This is a genomic window from Acidihalobacter sp., assembly GCF_037381185.1.
GTDB lineage: Bacteria > Pseudomonadota > Gammaproteobacteria > DSM-5130 > Acidihalobacteraceae > Acidihalobacter_A.
The window spans coordinates 1-17,144 of record NZ_JARRQY010000032.1 but is presented as its reverse complement, the minus strand read 5'-3'; the positions used below and the strand labels follow the sequence as shown (position 1 = coordinate 17,144).

17 protein-coding genes are annotated in these 17,144 nt (G+C 64.9%); 4 read left to right on the top strand and 13 right to left on the bottom strand.

The features are described from left to right. Positions 1-49: 49 nt before the first annotated feature. The 5 genes from P8014_RS12020 to phoB all read right to left on the bottom strand — a co-directional run bounded on the left by P8014_RS12020 (position 50) and on the right by phoB (position 6,194). On the bottom strand, positions 50-1,975 hold the full coding sequence (locus P8014_RS12020; protein WP_337817570.1) for a DUF2207 domain-containing protein: 1,926 nt from the start codon (positions 1,973-1,975) through the stop codon (positions 50-52). After that, entirely contained in the window at positions 1,962-2,492 is a 531-nt protein-coding gene (locus P8014_RS12015; RefSeq protein ID WP_337817569.1) for a LemA family protein, read from the bottom strand. The genes P8014_RS12020 and P8014_RS12015 overlap by 14 nt, the downstream gene beginning before the upstream one ends. Positions 2,493-2,495: 3 nt before the next feature. Continuing rightward, a complete protein-coding gene (ppx, locus tag P8014_RS12010) occupies positions 2,496-3,995 on the bottom strand; it encodes an exopolyphosphatase (RefSeq protein WP_337817568.1) in 1,500 nt (499 codons plus the stop codon). 126 nt (positions 3,996-4,121) lie between these two features. Further along, complete coding sequence (gene phoR / locus P8014_RS12005; RefSeq protein WP_337817567.1) at positions 4,122-5,444, bottom strand: phosphate regulon sensor histidine kinase PhoR; 1,323 nt, start codon at positions 5,442-5,444, stop codon at positions 4,122-4,124. A gap of 57 nt (positions 5,445-5,501) precedes the next feature. Continuing rightward, positions 5,502-6,194 (bottom strand): phosphate regulon transcriptional regulator PhoB, encoded by a 693-nt coding sequence (gene phoB, locus P8014_RS12000; protein WP_337817566.1) that lies wholly within the window; start codon positions 6,192-6,194, stop codon positions 5,502-5,504. Between the two features lie 183 nt (positions 6,195-6,377). On the opposite strand from phoB, the gene egtC reads away from it, so the two are divergent. Both egtC and P8014_RS11990 read left to right on the top strand, forming a co-directional pair. After that, positions 6,378-7,160: an ergothioneine biosynthesis protein EgtC gene (gene egtC, locus P8014_RS11995; RefSeq protein ID WP_337817565.1), complete on the top strand. Its 783-nt coding sequence runs from the start codon at positions 6,378-6,380 to the stop codon at positions 7,158-7,160. A gap of 67 nt (positions 7,161-7,227) precedes the next feature. Then, entirely contained in the window at positions 7,228-8,796 is a 1,569-nt protein-coding gene (locus P8014_RS11990) for an FMN-binding glutamate synthase family protein (RefSeq protein ID WP_337817564.1), read from the top strand. 1,227 nt (positions 8,797-10,023) lie between these two features. Here P8014_RS11990 and P8014_RS11985 read toward each other — a convergent pair. The 5 genes from P8014_RS11985 to P8014_RS11965 are packed head-to-tail and all read right to left on the bottom strand — an operon-like array spanning position 10,024 to position 13,274. After that, a complete protein-coding gene (locus tag P8014_RS11985) occupies positions 10,024-10,533 on the bottom strand; it encodes a GNAT family N-acetyltransferase (protein WP_337817563.1) in 510 nt (169 codons plus the stop codon). Next, entirely contained in the window at positions 10,530-11,309 is a 780-nt protein-coding gene (locus P8014_RS11980; RefSeq protein ID WP_337817562.1) for an EAL domain-containing protein, read from the bottom strand. Before P8014_RS11980 ends, P8014_RS11985 begins: the two co-directional genes overlap by 4 nt. Before the next feature lie 9 nt (positions 11,310-11,318). After that, positions 11,319-11,510: an acetyltransferase gene (locus P8014_RS11975; protein WP_337817561.1), complete on the bottom strand. Its 192-nt coding sequence runs from the start codon at positions 11,508-11,510 to the stop codon at positions 11,319-11,321. Positions 11,511-11,515: 5 nt separating this feature from the next. Next, positions 11,516-12,061, bottom strand: a complete 546-nt coding sequence (locus tag P8014_RS11970; RefSeq protein WP_337817560.1) for a DUF924 family protein — start codon at positions 12,059-12,061, stop codon at positions 11,516-11,518. 31 nt (positions 12,062-12,092) lie between these two features. Then, entirely contained in the window at positions 12,093-13,274 is a 1,182-nt protein-coding gene (locus P8014_RS11965) for a cyclopropane-fatty-acyl-phospholipid synthase family protein (RefSeq protein ID WP_337817589.1), read from the bottom strand. Between the two features lie 336 nt (positions 13,275-13,610). Here P8014_RS11965 and P8014_RS11960 point away from each other — a divergent pair, with 336 nt between their 5' ends. Beyond that, complete coding sequence (locus tag P8014_RS11960; protein ID WP_337817559.1) at positions 13,611-14,114, top strand: heme-binding protein; 504 nt, start codon at positions 13,611-13,613, stop codon at positions 14,112-14,114. 96 nt (positions 14,115-14,210) lie between these two features. Then, positions 14,211-14,642, top strand: coding sequence for a DUF1841 family protein (locus P8014_RS11955; protein WP_337817558.1), 432 nt, complete (start codon positions 14,211-14,213; stop codon positions 14,640-14,642). A 28-nt stretch (positions 14,643-14,670) separates the two neighbouring features. Here P8014_RS11955 and P8014_RS11950 read toward each other — a convergent pair whose 3' ends face one another. The 3 genes from P8014_RS11950 to P8014_RS11940 all read right to left on the bottom strand — a co-directional run bounded on the left by P8014_RS11950 (position 14,671) and on the right by P8014_RS11940 (position 16,257). Beyond that, positions 14,671-15,126: a hypothetical protein gene (locus P8014_RS11950; protein ID WP_337817557.1), complete on the bottom strand. Its 456-nt coding sequence runs from the start codon at positions 15,124-15,126 to the stop codon at positions 14,671-14,673. Between the two features lie 53 nt (positions 15,127-15,179). Next, the gene (locus P8014_RS11945) at positions 15,180-15,659 is read right to left on the bottom strand and encodes a DsrE/DsrF/DrsH-like family protein (protein ID WP_337817556.1); all 480 of its coding nucleotides are present in this window, start codon (positions 15,657-15,659) and stop codon (positions 15,180-15,182) included. Between the two features lie 79 nt (positions 15,660-15,738). Further along, positions 15,739-16,257, bottom strand: a complete 519-nt coding sequence (locus tag P8014_RS11940) for a DUF6580 family putative transport protein (protein WP_337817555.1) — start codon at positions 16,255-16,257, stop codon at positions 15,739-15,741. Positions 16,258-17,144: the final 887 nt, after the last annotated feature.

The window sequence follows — 17,144 nt, the reverse complement described above, 5'->3', positions numbered from 1 at the left end:
CGCCGGGTGCATCCGCATGACCCGGCGGTATATCCGGGCTTGGCGGCGGCTACCAGCCGCCGCCTCCTCCTCCGCCGCCGCCGCCGCCCGAGGAGCCTCCGCCGCCGCTGCCCGACGAGGAACTGGACGGGCTCGCGCTGGCCGTAGCCACCGACTGTTCCATCGCCTGGCTCAGGGCACCGCCCACGCCGGCCAGGGAACCGCTCAGCGGGCTGCCGTGGTACCACGACGGCGAGGTGTAGCTGTCGGGGTCGAGGCCGGCGGCGCGCAGGCTGCGAGCGAAGCGCTCCGACCAGGCGTTTTCGACATCCAGCGCCATCGCATACGGCAGATAGGCTTCGTAGAGCTGCGCATCCTGCCGCGGCGGCCCCGCCAGCTTGAGTTCGTCCCCCTCGGCCACCGACAGGTACAAACGGAACCCCTCGACCTGATCCAGCAACTTGCGCCCGGCCAGGGTGGGCGCCTTGAGCAGGTGGTAGAACAGTATGGACAGCACCATCGCCGCGCCGAGCAGCAGGGTCGCCAGTCCACCGATGCTGTGCACCAGCATGCCCAGGCCGACCGCCTCGCCGATAAAGAACGGCACGGCGAAAGCAGTGGTCACCACCGCCACGATGGCGGCGCCGATGGAACGCAGCGCCTTGCGCCAGGCGCCGAACACGCCGATGGCCAGGGTGTAGACGCCCACGCTCCACATGCCGAGCCACACGCTCAGGAACAGCCCCGTCATCCGAGCCTGGGGATCGGCCTGCGTCAGCACGGTGACGGCATAGGTCGCCAGCAACAGCACGATGCCGGGGGTCAGATAACCCCGGTTCGTACGGAAATAGCGCGCCTCGTACTCGCGGCGCAGCAGGGTTTCGTGATCCCGCCTCGCCTTCTGCACCGACTTGTAGTTGCCCCGGCGCAGCACGAAGCTGGCCCAGCGCGACAGCAGCCGCTTGCGCAGCACGTCCTCGCCCGGCGTGAGCTTGTTCGCGTCGGCGCCGTCGATGCGCTCGAGGACGAATTCGCCGTCCTCCTCGTCGATCTTGAGAACCCCCTTGGCCGCCATGCCCACCAGCGCACAGGCGAAGGTCTTGTCGTCATAGCCCATGCGCTCGACGAAACGCAACACCGCCGGCGACAGGCCCTCGGGCGGCTGGTAGCGCGGGATGATGACGCCGGCCTCGGGGTCGCGGCCCACCCGGTACCAGACGATCAGGAAATAGAGCAGCAACAGCAGCAGGCCGCCGCCGGCGAACACCAGCGGCCGGTTGTCGGCCCACCACCAATGCAGGCGCTGCTCCGCGGACGGCGCCCGCACATAGCCCTTGGGCCAGCTCACCACCACGGTCAGTCCGGCATGTCGGGGCAGCGCCGCGGTGGTGGCGAAATCGGCCGTGCCTCCGAGGCCCAGCCAGGCCCGGTAGTCCTTGCCGCGTGCGCCCTGCGGGCCGGTGTAGGCCTCCAGGCCGAGCGCGTCGCGCGGCACCCCGGCCGGCAGCTCGACCGAAGCCGAGGCGTGATCGATGGGGAAGGCCCAACCGTTGCCGGTCACGTTCCAGTACAGCTCGTCGTGGTCCTTGAAAAACCCAAGCTGGCGGTCGGTCCGGTAGATCAGGGTGTAGGTGTATACGCCCGGAGCCAGCAGGTGATCCTTGCGCCCCAGGTAGATGCGGATACCATTGCTCAGCGACTTGGTGTGATATGCCTCGGGCTGCCCGTCGCGCGACACGCTGAGCAGGCGGAAGCCGACGCTGTAGCGCTGCCCGCCGGGCCCGCGATAGCTCAGCGGCAGGTCGCGGTAGATGCCGCGGCGTATCTCCCGCCCTTCGGCGCGCACGCGGATCGTTTCGGTCACTCGCATACTGCCGTCGGCATGCACGGCAATGGCGGCATGGAAATCGAGGATACGCTCGTCGGCCTGCGCCGCGGCCCCGATGCAGAACAGCAGCGCCAGAATCAGCGGCCACAGCCAGTCAACGCGTCTCATGCTCCCCCTCCTCGAGCTGAAAATAGACGGCATGGCGATAGCCCAGCGGCCGGGCGAGCAGCAGATCGGGAAACGAATCGACGCGCGTGTTGAGGTTGCGCACCGCGCCGTTGTAGTAGCGGCGCGCGTGCTGCAGGGCGTTCTCCACCTCGCTGATGTCGCGCTGCAGGGCCAGAAAATTGCCGCCGGACTTGAGTTCCGGGTAGGCCTCGGCCAGCACCAGCAGGCGCTGCATGCCCGCGCCAAACTCGGCCTCCAGAGGCCCGCGCAGCTGCGGATCGTCGGTTTGCCGGCTGCGCGTACGCAGCTCTGTGAGCGCCTCCAGCGTGGCGCGCTCGTAGCCGGCATAGCCACGCACCGCCTCGACCAGCTTGGGCAGCAGCTCGTGGCGCCGCTTGAGCTGCACGTCGATGTCGCTCCACGCCGCCGCGACCCGATGGCGGTCGCGCACCAGCCGGTTATAGATCCACACCGCCCCGCCGAACGCGGCGAGCAGCATCCCCCCAACGATGATCACGCTCTACTCCAGGCCAAGCCCGATATTCACGCCCTTGAACGCCTTCTGTTCGTTTTTCAGATCCGCCTGCGTGAGCGGATAACGGTCCTGCCAGCCCTTTTCCAGGGTCAGAGTCAGCGTACCGTTGGCAGCCGCCAGGCTATCCAGGGGCACCTCGTCGGCGCCGCGTCCGCGCTGCAGCACCACGGCCAGGCGCAGCAGCGCAGCCAGACGCATGACGCGTGGCCGCAGCCCCGAGGCCAGCGGCTCGAACAGCTTGGCGGTGAACTTGCGCCGATGAGTTCGCACCAACAGCGCAAGAACCTCCTGCTCGTGACGCGAGAAGCCGGCCAGATCGGCATTTTCCACCAGATAGGCGCCGTGCTTATGGTAGCCGCTGTGGGCCACACCCTGCCCGATCTCGTGCAACTGCGCGGCCCAACGAAGATAGTCGCCGTCTTCGTCGCTCAGCCCCCAGTTCACGGCGACCGCGTCGAACAGCTGCGCGGCCGTGCCGGCCACCCGGGCCGCCTGTTCCGTATCGACCTGATAGCGATTGACGAACACCCCGATGCTGCGGTCGCGGATGTCTTCGTGGCGGATACGCCCGACCAGGTCGTACAGCGCGCCCTCGCGCAGCGCACCGCTGGAGACGTCCATGCGCGCCACCCCGAGCGCTTCGAACACGCCGGTCAGCACGGCCACTCCGCCAGCGAACACCGGCGCACGCTCCTTGCTCAGTCCGTCCAGATCCAGGCGCTCGGCGTGTCCGGCATCGAGCAGGGCGTCGCGCAACTTGGCAAGCCCGGCAGGGGTGATCCCGCCCTCGCTCCATCCGAGTTCGCGCAGCACGCGCTCCGTGGTCAGGATCGTGCCCGAAGCGCCAATGACCCGCTCCCAGCCCGCAGTGGTGTAGCGATGCACCAGCGGCCGCAGCTCCTGCCGGGCCGCCGTGACCGCCGCGCGCCAGTTCTTCGCGGTGATCTCGCCGCGCGGAAAGCAGCTCTGCGAGACGCTCACGCAGCCCATGTGCAGACTCTCGGTATCGCGCGCCTCGAAGCCCTCGCCGATGATCATCTCGGTGCTGCCGCCGCCGATGTCCACCACCAGACGCCGCTCGCCGCTGGCCGCCACCGAGTGCGCCACGCCCAGATAGACCAGACGCGCCTCTTCGCGGCCGGCGATGATATCGATGGGGTGGCCCAGCGCATCGGCGGCCAGCTCCAGGAATTCCCCTGCGTTGCGCGCCTGGCGCAGCGTGTTGGTGCCGAGCGCGCGCACCGCGCCCGGCTGGAAATCGCGCACGCGCTGACCGAAGCGGCGCAGGCACTCCAGCGCACGCTGCTGCGTTTCGCCGCTTAGATACTTGTTCTCGTCCAGTCCGCCGCCGAGACGGACCATCTCCTTGAGCCGGTCGACCACCTGCAGATGGTGATTGGCCTCCACGCGGGCGACGATCATGTGGAAACTATTGGAGCCGAGATCGACCGCGGCGACCGACTCGGGAGCGGGAGACGGATTCATCGTATACAAACCATGCGGCGGCATCCGGAGCGAAACCGGCGCCAGTGGGAGGAAATGCTGCCGTGCGGGCGCATCATGAGCCCGATGTTAGCACGTGCGGCACGGCTTCAACCTGCGCCGGACGACTCAACCAACGCCGACCCGCCGAACCTTGCGCAGCACACGGCCAGCCGGGAAGACGCAGGCAAAGGTGCTTCCCTTGCCCAGCCGGCTGCGCACTTCGAGGCGCGCACCGTGACGCTGCAGCACATGTTTGACGATGGCCAGCCCCAGACCGGTACCACCCGTCGCGCGGGACCGGTCCTTGTCCACGCGATAGAAACGCTCGGTCACACGCGGAATGTCGGCCGGGGCGATACCGATGCCGCTGTCGCTCACCTCGAAGCGCGCCTCGCCGGCGGGCCCGGCGCTCCAGCGCAGCACGATCCGCCCCCCGTCCGGCGTGTAGCGCACGGCATTGGAAACCAGGTTGCTGAAGGCGCTGTGCAGCTCCTTGGCTTCGCCGCGCAGCAGCAGTCCGGAGTCGACCTCCGCCACGACCTCGTGCCGCCCGCCGCTCAGCGCCTCCGCATCCTCGCGCAGGGTCGACACGACCCCCGGCACCGACACTTCCTCCTGGTCGCTGGCGATCACGTTTTCGCTGTCGAGTCGCGACAGCGTGAGCAGGTCATCCACAATCTGCTGCATGCGGGCGGTCTGACCCTGCATGTGCCCCACCGACGGACGCAGCGCCGCCGGCATTTCCTCGACCATGTCGATGTAGGCTTCCAGATAACCGGCGAGCACCGTGAGCGGGGTGCGCAGCTCGTGGGACACGTTGGCGACGAAATCGCGGCGCATGCGCTCGATGCGGAAGAAGTGCGACACGTCGCGGGCGGCAATCAGGCGTTCGTTGTTGCCGAACGGTACCACCCGCACGCTCAAGCGCACGTCCTCGCGCTGTGGCGCCGGGAACTCCAGGGTTTCGGAATAGTTGCCGCGGCGCAGGAACTGCACGAACCCCGGATAGCGGATCAAATTGGTGATGCGCTGGCCGAGGTCCGCCGGCTGGTCCAGACCGAGCAGCGAGACGGCCGCCTCGTTCATCCAGCGGATGTCGTCCTGCGGTCCAATGACGACGTTGGCGTCCGGCATGGCGCCGGTAAACTCGTTGAAGCGCTCCAGCAGGCGGGCGAGGCGCTCCTTACGCTTGCGGTGACGCTTGCCGAAGCGGTACAGGACGTCGATCAATTCGCCCCACACGCCGCCGGCATCGGGCGGGTTATTGCGGTCCTCGTCATTGACGATCCAGTGATGCAGGCGGTAGAGCTGCAGCAGATGGAAAACCAGCGCGATGGCAGCCGCGACCGCCATCGACCAGGCCAGCTCACCACTGACCAGACCCGCCGTCAGGCCGAGAAGTGCGAGCACGCCGAGGCGCAGGAACTCCATCGCCCAGGCGCCGCTCATGCGCGCTCTCCCGCCGGCCCGCTCACGCCGCCGCGACGCGCTGCCGACGCACCGGCATCAGACCTTTGCCGAGAAGCGGTAACCGGCTCCGCGCACCGTCTGCACCATGCGGTCGTAGCCAAAAGGCCCCAGCACCTTGCGCAGGCGCAGGATGTGCACATCGACCGTGCGTTCCTCGACGTAGGCATTGCGCCCCCAGACGCGATCAAGCAGTTGCTCGCGACTGTACACCCGCTCGGGATGCGACATGAAGAACTGCAGCAGCCGAAACTCGGTCGGCCCCATCTCCAACTGCGTGCCGCACGCCATCACCCGGTGGCTGGAAGGATCGAGCTGCAGCTCATCGACGCTGAGCGCTTCGTCAGCCGATTCGGGTTTGACGCGGCGCATCACTGCGCGGATGCGCGCGACCAGCTCGCGCGGCGAGAACGGCTTGATGACGTAGTCATCCACCCCTGCCTCAAGACCGCCGACTTTGTCGTCCTCATCGCTGCGCGCGGTCAACATGATGATCGGCAGCTCGCGGGTATACTCCTCGCGCTTGAGCCGCCTCGCGAAATCGATGCCGGTCACCCCCGGCAACATCCAGTCCAACAGCACCAGATCGGGCAGCTTATCGGCCAGCAGCGACTGCGCCACGGTGACGTCTTCGGCCTCGCGCACCTGCAGGCCGGCCCGGCCCAATGCGAAACTCACCATTTCGCGGATCGCCGGTTCGTCCTCGACCAGAAGAATATCGTTGCCACTCATGAACGGGCACCTCATGCCATCGCATTTAAATGATGCGATTATTACAGCCCAAACATGTTACACGGCAGTGACAGATTGCAAGCATGTCTCCTGCCCGAAGCAATGTGTACGGCACACGGGACACGCAGACCAATTGAGTTGTATGATCCCCACATACGCTGACCTGCCAAGGGAGCAAGCGGTATGTGTCGCCTCGCGGCTTATCTCGGTCCCGAAATCGTACTCGAACGGTTTCTGCTCGCCCCACCGCACAACCTCGTCGAACAGGCACAGGCGCCGCGCGAGATGTACTACGGCCGCCTCAACGGCGACGGTTTCGGCTTTGGCTGGTACGACCGGGACGGCGCTCCCGAAACCTACGTCAATCCGCAGCCGATCTGGAACGACGCCAACCTCCCCACGCTGGCGCGCAATCTGCGCGGTGATCTGTGGCTGGCCTCGGTGCGCAGCGCTACTCCGGGTTTCGGCAATACCCCCGCCAACACCCAACCGTTCAAGGACGACGAACTGCTGTTCCTGCACAACGGCTTCGTCGAGGATTTTCGGCGCAACGTGCGCCCCAAACTGCTGCGCGAACTGTCTGTGGACATCGAAGCCAGCGTACGCGGCGACACCGACTCTGAATACCTGTTCGCACTATTACGGCAGATGCTCTCCGAGGACGAGGACATGGCCGTCGAGAGCGCGATCGGCGAGACGCTGGCCCTGTTCAGCGACTGGACGGATCAGGCCGCCGCACTGCTCAACCTGATCGTCAGCGACGGCGAGCGCATCTATGCGATACGCCATGCGGTCAACCACGACAGCCCCAGCCTGTACTACTGCGTGGACGACGAGGACTTCCCCGACGGCGCCCAACTGGTCGCCTCCGAAGCCCTGACCGAACAGGGCCTATGGCAACCGCTGCCCGAACACAGCCTGCTCATCCTCGATCCGGAATCGCCGCCGGAACTCATCGCCCTGTAGTCCGCCCCGCGCAGCATCCCGAGATAGGATCTACAATATCCGGCCTACCCACTGCCGCCCCCCGACCGTGCGAAATATCTTCTATTACAGCCTGCCCGCCCTGTGGATCCCTGTACTGCTGATCTCGATCTTCTGGCCCCCGATCCTGCGCCTGCTGTGGCTGCTGGTGCCCTACACCGCAATCGGCCTGTTCGACGCCCTGGCCGCCAGACACAACGTGCTGCGCAACTATCCGGTCATCGGGCACATGCGCTACATGCTCGAGTTCATCAGCCCCGAGATCCACCAGTACTTCATCGAGTCCAACACCAGCGGCCGTCCCTATTCGCGCGAACAGCGCCATCTGGTCTACACCCGCGCCAAGGGCCAGAACGACACCCTCGCCTTCGGCACCCAGCAGGACATCACCTCCGACGGCTTTGAATACGCCCTGCACGGCAACCCCGTGGCGGTCGACCCGAACGCGGCGCGGGTGCTGATCGGCGGCCCCGACTGCAGCCAGCCCTACCTCGCCTCGCGGCTCAACGTATCCGGCATGAGTTTCGGCGCGCTGTCCTACCGCGCCGTCAAGGCACTCAACGAAGGTGCCAAGCGCGGCAAGTTCGCCCACAACACCGGCGAGGGCGGCATCAGCCCCTACCACCTGCGCGGCGGCGACCTCATCTTCCAGGTCGGCACCGGCTACTTCGGCTGCCGCACGCGCGACGGCCATTTCGACCCGGACCAGTTCACCCTGCAGGCCCGGCGCCCCGAAGTGAAAATGATCGAACTCAAGCTCTCGCAGGGCGCCAAGCCTTCGCAGGGCGGCATCGTGCCCGCCTCCAAGGTCAGCGCCGAGCTGGCCCGTATCCGCGGCGTGCCAGAGGGCGAGACCTGCCACTCGCCGCCGCGCCACACGGCCTTCGACACGCCGCTGGAGATGATGCGCTTCATCGCCCGCCTGCGTGAATTGAGCGGCGGCAAGCCGATCGGTTTCAAGCTGGCTCTGGGCCAGCGTCCGGCCTTCCTGTCGCTGGTCAGAGCGATGCTGGAAAGCGGCATCACACCGGATTTCATCACCGTGGACGGCGCCGAGGGCGGCACCGGCGCTGCGCCGCTGGAACTCTCCGACACCATCGGCACACCGATCAACGAGGCGCTGCCCTACGTACACAGCGTGCTCACCGGCGCCGGCCTGCGCGGGCAGATCCGCATCATCGCCAGCGGCAAGGTCGTCAGCGGCTTCGACATGGTGCAGAAGCTCGCCATCGGCGCCGACCTGTGCAACATGGCGCGCCCCTTCATGTTCGCCCTCGGCTGCATTCAGGCGCTGCGCTGCAACAACAACAAATGCCCGACCGGCGTCGCCACGCAGGACCGCCAGCGCGCCCGCGCCATCGACGTGCAGGACAAGGGCGAACGCGTGGCCCGCTTCCATCAGGCCACCATCAAGAGCTTCTACGAAATCTGTTCGGTCATCGGTGTCAGCGATCCCGGCGAGCTGCATCCCGGACATATCTGGCGGCGCATGCCGGACGGCACTGCGCGCAACTATCGCGAGCTGTACACCTACATGGAGCCGGGCACCTTGATCGAGGGCCCGGTGCCGGCGCCGTATGCGGCGGATTGGGAGGCGGCGCGGACGGATCGGTTTTGAGGTTTTTGCGGGATCGGGACGCGTTTCGAAGTTTCTGACTTCGGCTGGTAGTGGGATGCTCTGATGCCACTTCCTATTGTTCAAGCGTTGGGGCTCATTTCGGGCGCGAATCGATGCATGGGGATTTGATCGATCGTGGTGACGCGCCCGAGCCGATTTGTTCGGCGCATCCCTGCGCCTTACCCCTTCGGGGCGGGCGCGAAAAATCGTTCCCGACGATTTTTTCTTTGAGTGCGCAAAGAAACCGGCGAAAGAAACGCACCCCCAAAGTACTCTGCACCTGTGTCATCGCAACTGCAGTGGGCTGGTGTGCGTTCAGGGCAAGGCGCGGTGCGAAGATAATGGCCTGCACCCTTGGCAAGCGCCGCAACGCAGCCCTGGGCGCACACCAATCCACCCGAAGGACGACACCAGGCTGTCCCGCCCCGGTGTTGCGCCGCTGGCGAAGGCAATAAGCCTTCCCTGCGCGACGCGCCTTGTGGCGAAACAGCCTGGAGTCGCTGCAGCCGCCAATGGCATAGGTGCAGAGTGCTGTGCTTGTCCCTGACGGGCAACCTCTCGAACGCCCCCCTGAACGGGGCCCGCAGCCATTCGCTTCCTGCGAAGGGCTGCTTGGCCGGCGTCCTGCCGGCCATCCCCGCCCAGGCGCACGTTCGCGAGGCAAGCGATCAGGGGGGGCCTAACATCAAAACACGGCTGCCGTAGGTTGGGGTGAGTGCAACGAACCCCAACATGAGCTGCACCGCCCGCGTTGGGGTGCGCTTCGCTTACCCCAACCTACCCCTCGATACGCGAATGCGTAGCCCAAGCGTTTGGGAGGCGTTCTGTTTTGACTCCCCGCTTCCCGTTTGGCCTTGCCTCGAGCGTGCGCCCCGGCGCGGGGTCGGGCGGCATGGATGCCGCCCGAGCAGGCTTTGCCAGGAGGGCAAGTGCCTGCGGTGCCCCGGGCCGGGGTGTGCGCTCGAGGTTTGCCCGTAGGGTCAAGGCCTTTCGGGCGCCTTTCTTTCGTACCTTTCTTTGGGCGTGCAAAGAAAGGGGCTCGGGCGCGTCACCCAAGTAAGACCAAAAGCACCTGCTGCTGATTCGCGCCCGAAAAGAACCCCAACCATGCAAGAATAGAAAACTATCTCAGCTGCTCTGTTGCTCGAATCGCGCACGAAACCGATCACCACCCTCAACGAGTACGTAGCCTTCACTCGCGCACACGCACACGCCCACGCAAAACCCTCACCCCAACCACCGATACATCACCAACGCATCCACCAAGCCCAATCGCGCATGATCGAAAGCCCGCGGCAACACCCCAACCTCCTCGAAGCCGAGCTTGCGCCACAGATGCACCGCCGCCTCGTTGCTCGCCACCACCAGATTGAACTGCATGGCGAGAAACCCTAACCGCCTCGCCTCGTCCTGCGAGTGCAGACACATCGCCGTGGCCACGCCGCCGCCACGCGCGGTCGGATCGACCATGTAGCCGCAGTTGCACACGTGCGCACCACGCCCGAGCTGGTTCGGCTTGATGTAATAGCTGCCGACCGCCCGCCCGTCACGCTCGGCGACATAAGTCGCCGCCGGCGCCTCCATCCACACGACTCGTGCATCGGACTCCGGCATGTCGGAAGGATAGGAGTAGCTTTCGCCGACCTCCACGATTGCGCGGAAAAACGGCCAGATCGCAGGCCAGTCATCCGCCTCCGCAGAACGTAGCCGAAGCTGCGCGGAATCATCCGCGCTCATGCCGATCCCTGCCCGGCGTAGCGCTCAACCGGAACCTCGGGCAATGCTTCGAATGCCGGCCGCGCGAACCAGTAGCCCTGAAACAGCTCGACGCCGCAGTCCTGCAGCCAACCGAACTCCTCGGCCGTCTCCACCCCTTCGGCCAGCACACCAACACCTAGTTCGCCGCAAGTCTGCAGGATGCCGCGCACGATGGCCTGACGGATCGGCTGCGCATCGATATCGGCGATCAGCTCTCGATCGAGTTTGATATAGTTAGGCTGATATGCGGCGAGCAGATTGAGCCCCGCATAGCCTGCGCCGAAATCGTCGATTGCGGTACGAAACCCCAGGTGCTGGTAGTACTCGATGATCGAACGCAGACGCTGACGATCCTGGATGCGTTCATCTTCGGTCACTTCGAACACAATGCGCTCAATCGGAAAGCCATAGAACTCGGCTGCGCTCAAGGTCGTGCGGATGCACAGTTCCGGTTTGTAGACCGCGTTGGGGAAGAAGTTGATGTTCAGGTCGACGCCCACTCCCAGCTCGGCAGCGAGCTTTACCGCCTTGACCCGGCAGGCCTGATCGAACCGGTAACGGTTGGCGTCATTCAGGCGCTCCAACACGGTTCCTGCAGGTTCGCCCGCAACACCCCGCACCAGCGCCTCATAGGCGACGACCGATCGGCTCCGAAAGTCGACAATGGGTTGAAACGCGAAGCTGAAGTCGAAATCCAGCAGCTCGGCGCCGGCGCACTGGCCACAGTTCAGCGGCTCGAAGAACTTCTCTTCCATATGCCCCCTCTATTGCCCCGTCCCACGGGCCTCCTCGACCACCGTATCGAGATCCAGCCGCTGCACGGCGCTCAAGGCCGCCTCCAGCGCGCCCTCGGCACACAGACCGCTGATGCCGGCGGTGTCGTAGCCCTCACGCAACGCCCGTATGCAGGCTTGGCGCACCGCCTCGGCCAGACGCCGATCCCTTTCGTCAAGCATTCCGGCTATCCCTTGAACGCTTCGTCGGAAGCCAGGTATTCCAGCTCCTCGGCAGTGCTCTGCCTGCCGAGTATCGCATTTCGATGGGGGAACCGCCCGAAGCGCCGGACGATTTCGCGGTGATGACGTGCAAAGCGGGCGTTCCCCTCCAGCCCGCCAGCCTCGAACAGGCGCACGGATTCGTCCTGGTCCGCCAGATCCTCGCTGTGCATCAACGGCATGTACAGGAACGCCCGACGCCCGGGGTCCAGAGCCTGATCCAGGCCGGCGCGCACCGCAGCTCTAGCCAGGCCGACCGCTGCCTGCTCGGTGGCGAAGCTGCGCGGCTCGCCGCGGAACATGTTCAGCGGGAACTGGTCCAGCACGATCGCCAGCGCCAGAGCCCCCTCGGGCAGCTCCGCCCAGAAATCCAGCGCGCCTTGCGCGGCCCGTTCCCATCGATGCTGGAAACGGGCGCGGATCTCCTCGTCCAGCTCGGGAGTGGAGTCGAACCAGCGCTCACGTACGCGCGGGTCGAACCAGAACTCCAGCACCTCCAGGACGTCGGGCATGCCCGGCATCATAGGCCCCCGCTTCGTCCGATCACTCCGTATGGCAGAGATAGTCGCGCGTCACCGGCACCGGGCCGTGGCCATGGGTCAGCTGGACATGGAACACCACCAAGTCCCACCACAGGAACGAACCCTCGCTGGTGGCCAGGTAAAACTCCCACATGCGGCAGAACGTTTCGCCCATGCGTTCGGCGATTTCAACCCGGCGTTCCTGGAAACGGCGATACCATTCGGCCAGCGTCCAGGCGTAGTGCTGGCGCAGCACCTCGACGTCGTTATAGACCAGTCCGTTGACCTGCTCGACCCGGTGGGTGATCTGCGACAGCGAGGGGATGTAGCCACCGGGGAAAATATGGCGCCGGATCCAGGCATTGGTCTGCCCCGGCACGCCTGTCGCACCGATGGTGTGCAGCACCGCGATCCCGTCGGGGGCCAACAGGCTTTCGACCTTGCGGAAGAAGGTGCCGAATTGCGGTTCGCCGACGTGTTCGAACATGCCGACACTGACGATACGGTCGAACACGCCATCCTGTTCGCGATAGTCGCGCAGATGGAAGCGAACCCGGTCCGATAGGCCGCGTCGCTCGGCCTCCTCCTGGGCCACGCGCAGCTGCTCGGTCGATAGCGTCACGCCATCGACCTCGACGCCGGCATGCTCGGCCAGATAGATCGCCAGCCCGCCCCAGCCCGAGCCGATGTCCAGCACGCGCATGCCGGGCTGCAGACGCAGCTTGTCCATCAGCAGCTGGCACTTGGCCTGCTGCGCTTCCTCCAGCGTCATGTCCTCGCGTGCGAAATAGGCGCAGGAGTAGAACATACCGTCGTCCAGAAAGGTCCGGAACAGGGATTCATCGAGGTCGTAGTGATGCGACACATTGCGCCGCGAGCGGCCGATGCGGTTGCTCTGCTGCACTAGCTTGAGCAGCGGCAGCGCCAGGCGCTCTGCACCCGCCGGGTGAGCCTCGGCGAAATTGCGCATGAGTACCTCGATGAGTTTGCGCAACCCGCCCTCGCCGACCTCCCAGCCACCTTCCATATAGGTTTCGCCGAGTTCCAGTCCGGGGTCGCGCAGGATGCGTCGCAACACCGCATCTTCACGCACGATCATCTCAGCAGCCGGTTCTCCCTGGCCGAAACTCATTTGCACGCCATCCGGCATGCGAAGAGTCAGTGTGCCGATATGGATACGCGCTTTGAGCATCTGGGCGATCAGGCTGCGCGCACTGCCAATAATCGGCCGACGACGGCGACGCGGCGCCGTACGGACAGAATTGGTAGTAGGTAAGTTGGACGCTTGCTGGGGCATGATTCTCCTCCGCTTGGGGATTACAGAGAGAGAGAGCGGCGGGCTTGGCCCGCCGGGGTCTCGACCGGTTCAGATACCGCGCCGGCCTGTACTTCGAACCGCTGGAACACGGTAAATCGAGAGGGTGCCGGATGTCCTACAATTACTTTGACCGCAAAAAATCGAATTTACACAATACGGGCAAATTTTTCTGCTGCACGGACAAAATTCCACACGTCCGCGTGACGACAAAAGGGGTATTCGATGAGTATAGACCATCCAGTCATCGCACTATACGTCGCAGCGCTTCTGGGCGCCGCGACCCCAGTCCACGCCGAGCAACCCTTGATGGTACACACACCGCAGCTCTCGTTGGATACCGCACAGCGCATCGCCGACACCGCGATCAAAACCTGTCGCAGCAAGGGCGTCTCGATCGCGGTGACCGTTCTCGACCGCGGCGGCAATCCGCAAGTCGTCCTGCGCGACACCCTGGCCGCCCGGCTGACGCTGCAGATCAGCCGCGAGAAAGCCTACGCGGCACTGTCCTTCAATACCCCGACCTCCGCTCTGGGCGCACGAGCGGACACACCGCTCGGCCGCGTACCCGGTCTGTTGATGAGCGCCGGCGCGGTGCCGATGCACGCCGGCGGCCAGTTGCTGGGCGCGGTGGGCGTCAGCGGCGCCCCGTCCGGCACCACCGACGAAGCCTGCGCCAAAGCTGGCGTGGCCGCGGTGCAGGACGACCTCGACATGGCCGGAGGCTGAATCGGACAGGCGCGGGCGGCAAGCGCCGCCCGCGCCTTGCCCTGATCCAGCACACAGGCCAAACTGCCCCATTACCCTCATCAAACGAAAGTTTCCATGTTCGGCCAAGACCGCTCGCAGATCCGCAATTTCTTCCTTGAGGCCTGGGCGCAACGTCGGCGCGGCGAAGTGCTGGATCCGCTGGCAGCGCAGGTCGTCGCAACCATCGAGGAACATCCCGAATACCATGCCCTGATGGATGCCGGCGATGAGGCTCTGCACGGAGACTTCCCGCCCGAGCAGGGCGCATCCAATCCGTTTCTGCACTTGGGCATGCACATGGCCATCCGCGAACAGACCGGTACCGACCGGCCTCCCGGCATACGTGCTGCCTATCAAACCCTGTGCACCCGTCTCGGAGACGCCCACGAAGCCGAACACGCCATGATGGACTGCCTGGGAGAAAGCCTGTGGGAGGCGCAGCGCAACGGCACCGCGCCTGACGAGAAGGCCTACCTGGAATGCGCACGACGACTTGCCGGGGCCTGAGCCCCGCACCGCCGAAACGGGATGCCCCTCAGCCGCCGAACAGGCGCTGCCACCAGCGCCGACGATTGTTCGGCAACGGTGCGGCATCGGCCAGGTCGACCGGCTGCTGCAGACTCATAAGCCAGCCCGGCTTCGGCGGATTTGCGCTCGAGCCGCAGCTCGAACCAAGATTGTTGGGATCGAAGATCTTGATCAGCGTCGGTGCGCGCAGATCGTCCGCGTACACGATGCCGCAATAGTCCTCATCGTGCTCGCGACGCAGCAGGGCGTCGATCTCGTCAATGAAGCGCAGCACCTCGTCCGCCGTAGAAACGTCCTGCGGCACCGCCTCGCCCACGGCATAGACATACCAGCCTTGATCGGCCGCAGCGCGCAGCGTCTCCCAGAATGCATCGAGCTGATGCCAGCGCAGAATGCCGCTAAAACTACCGTTGCGGTAGCGTGCGAGAAATCCGGTTTCGGATATGGGGGAAACTGCTGACATGAAGGGGGACGAAAGGCACAGCGGGCCGACAGAGGTCCGCTGTGCCTGCTGCCTTAGATGAACAGGCAGATATCGCTTTCGCCGGCGAACTCGAAGAAGGTCGCCGCGCCGCCGAACTCGACGCCGTCAATGAACTCGGACGGATTCATCTCGAACAGGTCGACGGTCATCTGGCAGGCTACCATGCGCACCTCCGCCTCTAGACAGAGTTCACGCAGATCTTCCAGGCTGGCCACGCCCTTGGCCTTCATCTTGTTCTTCATCATCATAGTCATCATGCTCTCCATGCCGGGCAGAGCAAGACCCAGCGTGGGGAACCACTTGTCCATACCGCCGGGCATGGGCATGCCGGGGTTACCCAGCGCGCTGACCTTAAGATCCATGTCCTTCTTCAGCAGCTGCAAGCCGTAGAAGGTGAAAAACACCTCGGTATCGTAACCCAGTGCCGCCGCGGTCGAAGCCAGAATGAACGGGGGATAGCCCCAATCCAGCGTGCCCTTGGTGGCTATAATCGCAAGTTTTTTCTCCGACATTCTCCGCATCCTCCGAATAATGATTTAGTTTATCAGAAAATAATTATCCTATTAATACGCTGTGTCAAGTTACGCCACATCACGTATGGGCTAACGGTCGGCCCAGCCAACGCAGGCGTCGTTCGGCCAGCGCAAAACCGCCGAACAACACGCCCACGTACAGCACATCCCCCACCAGAGCATTGCGCAGAAACGGAATACCTGCCACGTAGGCCGCCAACAGACCTTCGGGCGTCTTGGGATACATCGGCAGCGTCATCCATGCGCCGAAATTGGTGATCAGGAAGAACACCAGCGCGCTGATCAGCGTACCGGCCGCGATACGCACAACGTTACGTTTGCGCAGGGCGAAGCCGACGCAGACGCTGAGCGCGAAACCGGCGTACACGAACACCAACCCCGGATACAGGCCGAGCACCGAATCACTGAGCAGCAACGCACCGAACGGCACGGCGAAAGCCAGACGGCGGTCTTCCAGGTACGAACCGGCGAACAACGCGAGCGCGGCGATCGGAGCCACATTGGCCGGATGCGGGATCAAGCGCAGCGCTGCAGCGGCGAAAATCAGGGCGACGATGGTAAACAATCGGGGATTCATAGTGTTTCCTCCCTTGGCAAGGGTCGATTCTAGCCCGATTGGACCGGCAAATATACCGGGGTGGATGGGGGGCTTGGGCTCGGCTGAGCGATTGGAGGCGCGATCAACCACACCGCCGCCCATTCAGGTTTCAGGGTCAATTTCGTGCGCGATTGAAGGCTAACGGCTTCGATCTGTCGTGGTGGCGCGCCCGAGCCGATTTCTTTGAATGCGCAAAGGAACCGGCGAAAGAAACGCACCCCCAAAGCACTCTGCACCTGTGCCATTCGCGACTGCAGTGGGCTGGCGTGCGTTCAGGGCAAGGCGTGGTGCGAAGGCAATGGCCCGAGCCCTTGGCAAGCGCCGCAACGCAGCCCTGGGCGCACACCAGCCCACCCGAAGGGCGTCTCCAGGCTGTCCCGCCCCGGTGTTGCGCCGCTGGCGAAGGCAATGAGCCTTCCCTGCGCGACGCGCCTTGTGGCGAAACAGCCTGGAGTCGCTGCAGCCGCCAATGGCACAGGCGCAGAGTGCTGTGCTTGTCCCTGTCGGGCAACCTCGCGAACGTACCCCTGAACGGGGCTCGCAGCTATTGGCCATCCAGGCCAAAAGCTGCTTGGCTGACATCCCTGTCAGCCATCCCCGCCCAGGGGTACGTTCGCGAGGCAAGCGATCAGGGGGGACTCAACGTCAAAACAGGGCGAGTCCGAAGCCGAAGCTCTCTGAACTCGTTTGGTCACAGCTCACAGGTTTGGAGTACGTTCTGTTTTGACTCTCCGCTTCCCGTTAGGCCTTGCCTCGAGCGTGCACCCCGGCGCGGGGTCGGGCGGCAAGGACGCCGCCCGAGCAGGCTTTGCCTGGAAGGCAAGTGCCTGCGGTGCCCCGTGGCGGGGTGTGCGCTCGAGGTCTGC